The sequence below is a fragment of the Vibrio sp. T13N genome (genome assembly GCF_032970445.1).
GTDB classification, from domain to species: Bacteria; Pseudomonadota; Gammaproteobacteria; order Enterobacterales; family Vibrionaceae; genus Vibrio; species Vibrio diabolicus.
On record NZ_JAWJYE010000030.1, the window covers coordinates 1 to 7,610 of the forward strand.

The 7,610-nt window shown below is 40.7% G+C and carries 10 protein-coding genes; 2 read left to right on the top strand and 8 right to left on the bottom strand.

Translation table 11 applies throughout. From position 1 onward, the window contains the following. Positions 1-759: 759 nt before the first annotated feature. The 4 genes from R2S67_RS22175 to R2S67_RS22190 form a co-directional block, all read right to left on the bottom strand. Complete coding sequence (locus tag R2S67_RS22175; protein WP_258681893.1) at positions 760-1,275, bottom strand: GNAT family N-acetyltransferase; 516 nt, start codon at positions 1,273-1,275, stop codon at positions 760-762. 179 nt (positions 1,276-1,454) lie between these two features. Further along, a complete protein-coding gene (locus R2S67_RS22180) occupies positions 1,455-1,685 on the bottom strand; it encodes a hypothetical protein (RefSeq protein WP_172606022.1) in 231 nt (76 codons plus the stop codon). A gap of 173 nt (positions 1,686-1,858) precedes the next feature. Then, positions 1,859-2,341, bottom strand: coding sequence for a MazG-related protein (locus tag R2S67_RS22185; RefSeq protein WP_140099133.1), 483 nt, complete (start codon positions 2,339-2,341; stop codon positions 1,859-1,861). 149 nt (positions 2,342-2,490) lie between these two features. Next, a complete protein-coding gene (locus R2S67_RS22190) occupies positions 2,491-3,294 on the bottom strand; it encodes a hypothetical protein (RefSeq protein WP_038896798.1) in 804 nt (267 codons plus the stop codon). Positions 3,295-3,438: 144 nt separating this feature from the next. On the opposite strand from R2S67_RS22190, the gene R2S67_RS22195 reads away from it, so the two are divergent. Then, complete coding sequence (locus R2S67_RS22195; RefSeq protein WP_005398409.1) at positions 3,439-3,723, top strand: type II toxin-antitoxin system RelB/DinJ family antitoxin; 285 nt, start codon at positions 3,439-3,441, stop codon at positions 3,721-3,723. Further along, positions 3,720-3,998, top strand: a complete 279-nt coding sequence (locus R2S67_RS22200) for a type II toxin-antitoxin system mRNA interferase toxin, RelE/StbE family (RefSeq protein WP_005398411.1) — start codon at positions 3,720-3,722, stop codon at positions 3,996-3,998. Before R2S67_RS22195 ends, R2S67_RS22200 begins: the two co-directional genes overlap by 4 nt. A gap of 745 nt (positions 3,999-4,743) precedes the next feature. Here the strand turns inward: R2S67_RS22200 and R2S67_RS22205 are convergent. From R2S67_RS22205 to R2S67_RS22220, 4 genes are all read right to left on the bottom strand, one after another. After that, positions 4,744-5,265, bottom strand: a complete 522-nt coding sequence (locus tag R2S67_RS22205) for a GrpB family protein (RefSeq protein WP_109170467.1) — start codon at positions 5,263-5,265, stop codon at positions 4,744-4,746. Positions 5,266-5,399: 134 nt separating this feature from the next. Continuing rightward, positions 5,400-5,804, bottom strand: coding sequence for a hypothetical protein (locus R2S67_RS22210; RefSeq protein ID WP_317347097.1), 405 nt, complete (start codon positions 5,802-5,804; stop codon positions 5,400-5,402). Positions 5,805-5,915: 111 nt separating this feature from the next. After that, on the bottom strand, positions 5,916-6,689 hold the full coding sequence (locus R2S67_RS22215; protein WP_317347098.1) for an aminoglycoside phosphotransferase family protein: 774 nt from the start codon (positions 6,687-6,689) through the stop codon (positions 5,916-5,918). 141 nt (positions 6,690-6,830) lie between these two features. Then, positions 6,831-7,610, bottom strand: a 780-nt coding sequence (locus R2S67_RS22220) for a hypothetical protein (protein ID WP_317347100.1), incomplete at its 5' end; no start/stop codon positions are given.

Consider the following 7,610-nt stretch of genomic DNA (forward strand, 5'->3'; position numbering starts at 1 on the left):
CAGGAAGACTGGCCAGGCGCACTGCTTCTTTGCGGAACTCTTCGGTGTACGCTGGATTACGATGTTTAGCCATAAATCACCTCTCAATTAGACCCTAGATCTAACTTAGTAAAGTGTCTACTAAACGTGGGGTACTCGGGGCATATAACGCCGCATTAAGGGGCAGCAACGCGCTACCGCCAAACTTCAATTTACCACCGTAAACACAGATGCCAAGATTTAAACCAAACTCGCCACGCGTTGACTGTCCCTCTTGAATGCTTTGTTAGTTGCCAAGCCTAACGCTTTAATTTGAAGTTAATTGCAGCTTTGCCAACACGAACTTTACGTGTTTTAAAAAACTTAAATCAGGCGCAGTTTCAAAGCGACTGTCACTGAAACCACTTGGAACACACAACGCCGTAGAAAACGGACTGACAAAACCTAAGAGCTCTTTTGGAAAGACAATGCTACAGAGCTAGCTTTCAACAAGTAAATCGGCTTCTGAAACAGAAACCCCAAACCACACAAGAAACCAAAGCTCGATTTTCACAAACCCAAATAACTAGAAATTGAAATACGAAAATCTAGCCCAAAACACATAGACATTACCCTAAATATTCTGCTGTAAGTGGTATTTTTCCCGTTGGCAACTAACGCCCAGTTAAGGGGTGAAGCACGCAATGACTAAGCCACCACATAGCACTTCAACACCGAAATAACCGCATACCCAAAATGCCACGCGTGCTGAATCCCACTTGAACTGTTTGTTATGTGAATTTATGCCTCTGATATATAAATACTTACTTCGCGATCTTTACCTTGCATGCGGGTTGTCTGATCGCCTACGTATTTTACACCGAGCTTTTCAATGACTGATTTTGAACGCTCATTTCCGACTAAATGCATTACTTTTAACCTTGTTAATCCATAATGCTTTTTTGAAAATGAAATCAAAACCTTAGATGCTTCTGTAGCATAACCACAGCCCCAGTAAGAAACGCCCAACCAATAACCCAGAATACCCAAACCATTTTCCAGTTTCGGAAAACTAATAGCACCAATAAGCTCAGAACTCTCTTTTAGGACAATGGCATAGACAATACCTTTGCCACTTAAAAACAACTCAGCATGAGTACAAATCCAATTTTCAGCATCACTGACTGTATATGGATAAGGAATATTTGACGTCATTTCTGATATTTGCTTGTCACCAGCCAACTCTGAAACACGCTCAGCGTCAGACATAGAAAATGGCCGTAATATTAGTCTTTCACTTTCAATTACTTGTTGCATAATTTCCCTATTCACATAACGCCCTGTTAAGGTGTGAGCAACGCAATACCGATGCCTCCGCATACCACCTTAAACACTAAAACCAATGCATAGTAAAAATGCCACGCGTTGCGAATCACTCTTAAACAGCTTGTTAGTTGCGTAGCTTGCCACTGGCAGAGTAATAGAGATACTGAACCTCAATCTAAGTTATCTGGTGTATGAAGATTGGTACCACATACTGTACATTTGTAATCACCAGTTGCTTCACCTTCCATTAATGCACCAACTATTGCAGCAAATAGACCCGATAAGAAACCTTTAGCTTTTTTCTCAGTTACTTCCTTTGGCTTAGAAAAACTTTCATACCTATGCAGCGTAACTTCTTTACAATTACAACAAAACGCCCTTGTCTCTTCAGAACCGTACATTTTTACCAATCTGATTACTCCCTGTAAGCTAATTTTTCCCAAGCAACTAACGCCTTGTTAAGGTGTGAGGCACGCAATACCGAAGCCTCCGCATACCACCTAAACCACTAAAACCACTAAAACCAACGCGTAGTAAAAATGCCACGCGTGCCGAATCACTCTTGAACAATTTGTTATGGCGCTGGATTTTCCGTAAGTTCCTGTATGTCGATTAAATCCACTTCTCTGTTCAGTAAGCGCTTGTACTTTATTAACTCGTCTTTGGGGATTACTGGCACTTCGACATTTTGATAACACATTGAAACCGAGTTAGAAAAGTTAATTTCTAACCTGTGCCATGAACCATCAAGAGCCGATTGAATTCTAGTTCCTTTAGACAAACCAACTTCGATTTTTTGAGAATGGTAGATTAATTGGAAATACTCTAAATCCCAACCGCATTCCACGTAATGCGTTAAAGGTTTGGAGACATATGAACCAACCTTTGCTAACAGTTTTTCTGCATCGCCATTGTGGATATACAAGTCAATGTCCGCAACTGCTCGGCTACCACCGTAAATTGTTGCAGCCAAACCACCCACAATTTGATAGTCAATTCGCTCTGATTCCAAGATCCCCTTAAACCAAATCAATGCTTCTTTTACTCTATCGCTCATCCTGAGTACCTAGTTAATTTGATCGTGCGCCATAACGCCCTGTTAAGGTGTGAGCAACGCAATACCGAAGCTACCGCATACCACCTTAAACACTAGACGCAACGCATAGCAAAAATGCCAAGCGTTGCGAATCACTCTTAAACAGTTTGTTATAACTCAGCCTCACACAATACTTCTGATCTTTGCTCATCGGCATAATAAAAAGTCAGAGGGAAGTGCATTCGATCTAATATTTTATTTGGGTGATGATGCGTGACTATGTAACTAGGATCTACTTTACCGCGAGTAATAACAACAAACTCTATTGTATCAACCTCTTCGGGAAAGAGGTGCCACTTACCCCATGTTTCTAACAGAGTCGAAGCTAAGCATTTTATTTGGTGGTCAGGAATCGAACTATAAGGTAAGTTTAGTTCGAATATTGTAGGAGTCCCTATTGTCTTCAACCGTTCTACAAATGGAAAATTAAGTTTTTCTTGTAGTGCCCTAGCAGTACAAAGAAGCATCTCACTTCCATAAATAAGATAGTGTCCAGAACCACCATTCAGCATACGCTCAGTATCACAAAGAAAATAAGTTTTTGCATCCTCGTCTACTCGGTAAGAGTAAACTGATTCAAATATCTTTTTTCTAGTACGTTCTTCAACATCGGAAAAAATGTCATCACATTTTTCTCTTAGCCAAGTCCCTTTACTAGAGAGAAAACCATAATCATAGTAATCGCTAACTGCTTCTGGTCTACAACCATGAAACACTTTAACTCCTGTCGTTTTTTTAATGAGTTCTTCGACAAAGTCATCAATGTCAAAAGAGTCTGGTAACCAACTCAAATCATCGGAGTAACACCCGTCTATCTCCTGCGATTTCAACCATTCAACAGTACTGATTCCAAGCTGTACATCCACAAAATCAACGACAGATTTTATATTTCTTAAATCTAGGAATGTCACCATGTTCTCCCTGAGTTATAACGCCGCATTAAGGTGTGAGCGAAGCGAAACTGCCAAGCGTTGCGAATCACTCTTAAATGCTTTGTTAGTTGCCCATCTCAAAGCCTAGTGCTAACATTTGTACACACACCAACAAAGGAATACATCATGGACACTAGAATTCAATTTCGTGTTGATGAAGAAACAAAACGCCTAGCTCAACAAATGGCTGAGAGCCAAGGTCGCACTCTGAGTGACGCATGTCGTGAACTTACTGAGCAACTAGCTGAACAACAAAGAAAAACATTATCTCACGATGCATGGCTAACTGAACAAGTAAACCTAGCATTTGAGAAGTTTGACTCAGGAAAATCCGTTTTCGTTGAGCACCAAACGGCTAAGTCTCGAATGGAAGAGCGCAAAGCCAGAATCCGTAATCGAGGTAAGCAATGATTTTATGGGAAGAAGAGTCACTTAATGATCGTGAAAAGATCTTTGAGTTCCTCTATGACTTCAACCCTGATGCTGCAGAAAAAACTGACAACCTCATTGAAGCAAAAGTAGAAAACTTGCTTGAACAACCTTTAATGGGTGTGCAACGAGATGGCATCCGCGGACGATTACTCATCATTCCTGAGATTTCGATGATTGTATCTTACTGGGTTGAGGGCGATATCATCCGAGTTATGCGTGTACTACACCAGAAACAAAAATTCCCTACGGATTGACTGCTTCCTCTGGGGAACTAACGCCCTGCTAAGGGGTGAGCAACGCAATACAAAAGCCGCCGCAAACCACCTTAATCACTAAATTCAACGCATAGTAAAAATGCCAAGCGTTGTGAATCCCTCTTGAGAAGTTTGTTAGTTTGCAAACCCAAGACGTTGATTTTACTATATTTTAAACTTTGCAAACAATAAACTTTTGTATCTTGATGTACCTAAGTCAGGCGTAGCCTCAAAGCGGCTACTCAATGAAACCACTTGGAACAAACAACGCCGCAGAAAACGAACTCACAACACCAAAAAGCGCTTTTGGAAAACCAATCTCACAATGCGGACTTTCAACAAAACCACTGAAACCACATGAACTTTCCACACCAGAGAAAACGCCATTTCAGCGAGTAAATCGGCTTTTGTACCAACAAACTCAACGAGCAGAGTTTCAGCAAAAAAGTTCAACGCAGTTAACCCAAAAGTCGCCACACCAAAAAACAAATCAACCGTTGAAACGATACCAATTTTGGATTTTCACCACGCCAGCTAACACTGAAATTGAAAGCCAATACGACAACTTAAACTTTGAGCTTTTACCACTAGATCTTGCGATATAGCTGCGTTTTTCCTCTTGCAAACTAACGCCGCGTTAAGGGGCGCAGGCACGCAATACAAAAGTGACCGCATAACACCTTAACCACTAAACACAACGCAAATTGAAAATGCCACGCGTGCCAAGTTCCTCTTGAACGCTTTGTTAGGCAAATTTCCAGTTGAGAGCTTTAGCCTCATGCTCTTTAATGAAGCTGTCTTTATGGCGGCAATATACATCTATGTCATTGTTGCAGATTGCTGCTCCAGTTTTCTTTAACACACCATACTCATCGGCCACTTCAGGAAAAGCGATAAGATACTCTTTAAAAGCAATGTGTCTTTGCGCTTCATGTGAACCTGTTAGAAAGGCGTGGACTTGATGAGTTCGTTGAACCCCACCTTTTTGAAAGTAGCGCCTACCCGGGATACCAAACTCACCTTTAGCAAGATAACCGAGCGATTCCATCAAGCAACTTTGCTCATCCAGCTCACTGAGACATTTAACTTCAAGTAGAATATCTATAATTGGTTTCGCACATAGACCTTCAACTGAAGTGCTACCGATATGGTGAACTCCCACCACATTTTCTTGACTTAACGCATTACAGATTAGCGCTTTCTCTCGGTTAAAATCATCAGCCCACGACGACTGAAAATCTACGACTTCAATTATTCTTAAACTCACGCCTATCTCCATTTGCCTAACGCCTTGTTAAGGTGTGAGGCGCGCAATACCGAAGCCTCCGCATACCGCCTTAACCACTAAAACCAACGCATAGTAAAAATGCCACGCGTGCCGAATCACTCTTGAACAATTTGTTAGCCCTTTTTCAAAAGGTTAAGACTTGTATACGACAACCAAACCACCAAGATTGCCAGTAAGTTTAGAGAAACTGTTACTTCATTAACATTCACACTTATCGGCACTTCAACTCCAGAAGAAAAGGCTAAGGAAAAGTTAGGCGTTTCTATGCCTATCATCTGAATAAAATAAAGAGCCATCATTAACTTAAATACCCAAAGCCTCTTTTTTAACAACCCGTAAAAACTAGACAAGTTCAAGCTTAGCATCACTAAAACGATTGCAAATGTGAGAAAAAGACTCGAAGAGCTCAATTGATTAACTTGGGCGAGCAAGGTAAATAGTAGAAACAGAGTAACTGCAACAGATATACCCTGTAAAAACAGCAAGAACTTTGTTCTTTTTAAATGATTTTCAAACAATTTTATATTTTCTCCTTGAGGGCTAACGCCGCATTAAGGTGTGAGCGGCGCTTGGCTATACTTGAGCGAAGCGAAACTGCCAAGCGTTGCGAATCACTCTTAAATGCTTTGTTAGTTGCACAATGCACACTGAATTTTTTGTTTATTTTCAGTGATATATTCTATGTCATCTAGATAGGCTTGAAGATGACCTTGCTCTATATTTTCAGCAAAGGATTCATTGCCATTTTCGGCTTCACTACGCATGAAGGATACGAAAGCCTGTAATCGCTGAACCATAGCATCAGCTAATTGCTCTCTTTCTGATTCAGTTGCACCGTAACTATCACAGAACAACTTGGCTCTAGCCACCTGCTCTGAGATTGTGCCTAGCTTATCATTGCTGTCAGTTTTGAAAGGAGACCAACAATAAACCGAATAGGCTAAATCCCATATTCTTGGTGCTGGGTGCGCCGTGTCGAAGTCAAACACACCAACAACTGTATTTTCTAATAGAGCAACATTGTATGGGGTAAAGTCACCATGACAGATAACCTCGAATGGTTCTCTAGGCTCTAACATCCATCGGTGTGCATTAACATCAATTTGCTCCAAGAGTGAAACTGTTGAGTCATGTATTTTACGTAATAATTTACCCGCAGACACGAGTACATCATTTGTTGCGATTKCGCCAACTAGCGGATAATTGTAGGTATTACCTGCAACAAAACTTAAGATTTCTTGGTTTCGATTAACACCTAGAAACTTGGGGATTTCATCTACCTTTGCTCGCTCAAGATGCTTCAAAATAAGATGAATTGTAGAACTCCATGACTGAAGAGGTCGATAGACGACTTCACCATCTCGATATATTGCAGATTCTCTTCCGCCTGATAATTCTTCCATGATACCTCCCTGTGCAACTAACGCCGCGTTAAGTAGTGAGCAACGCTACCACTGAACCTAAATTATTGTGCCGTAGACACTTAAGCTGAATCAAAGCAAAAATGCCATGCGTTGCGAATCTGCCTTAAACGCCTTGTTAGCTTAAATTACGAACTGTTTCCCCATTAACCTTTCAACATTTGTTATACCCGGTTCACTTTTTATAACGTAGTTACTTTGTAGTTGCTCAATTAGTTCCTTGTTACGCTTGAAGAAGATATTTAAATGGTCGAGCAAAGAATTATCCACTTGGAAATAAGACTCGTCTCCAACTAGTATCCCATCGCCAAGCAAGTTTACTATTCCTGACTCTATTTCATCTGGCAWTCCATACTCTTCAGGTAAGTTGAGCAATTCATCGATGCTATTAGAATTTGTAATTAGTATTGCGTATAGTAATACAAAGTGTGCGGGGAACTTTTTATAGTGCCTTAGGGCATTTTGTAAAAATTTTGGTGGTGAGTAGATTGACGAAATGCTGTCTTTTGACTCACTCAATGCACCAATATCTTTGCGTACCACATCGAGGATAGTATTCACATCTACATTTGAATTCAGCTTGAGCTGGCGAACTTCATGTTCGATTGAGGCAACCAGTTTTCCTTCGACTTCTTTTAAATAAACCTGCAGCCTGTCATCAAGTTCTTTACTCACTACATCTTGCTTACTGTTTTCAGGACTAGGTGAACCGAACTTGTTTTGTTCTATGATTGAGTCAAGCATTTTCCCTGAAAATGATTTCTGTTGGTCAAGATTCGCTTCAACTAATGTTCTTGTATCTTGCGCCAATTTTTGGACATCGCTGAGAGCTTTTGATGAGTCACTAGCAAACTTGTAGCTTAACCAGATAGCAAAGACACCTAGGGCTATAGACAGTAGCCC

Excerpts from the sequence above, each read along its gene's own strand:
- R2S67_RS22175 (WP_258681893.1), bottom strand. The coding sequence starts at position 1,275 with ATGCAACAAGTAATTGAAAGTGAAAGACTAATATTACGGCCATTTTCT.
- R2S67_RS22180 (WP_172606022.1), bottom strand. The coding sequence starts at position 1,685 with ATGTACGGTTCTGAAGAGACAAGGGCGTTTTGTTGTAATTGTAAAGAA.
- R2S67_RS22185 (WP_140099133.1), bottom strand. The coding sequence starts at position 2,341 with ATGAGCGATAGAGTAAAAGAAGCATTGATTTGGTTTAAGGGGATCTTG.
- R2S67_RS22190 (WP_038896798.1), bottom strand. The coding sequence starts at position 3,294 with ATGGTGACATTCCTAGATTTAAGAAATATAAAATCTGTCGTTGATTTT.
- R2S67_RS22195 (WP_005398409.1), top strand. The coding sequence starts at position 3,439 with ATGGACACTAGAATTCAATTTCGTGTTGATGAAGAAACAAAACGCCTA.
- R2S67_RS22200 (WP_005398411.1), top strand. The coding sequence starts at position 3,720 with ATGATTTTATGGGAAGAAGAGTCACTTAATGATCGTGAAAAGATCTTT.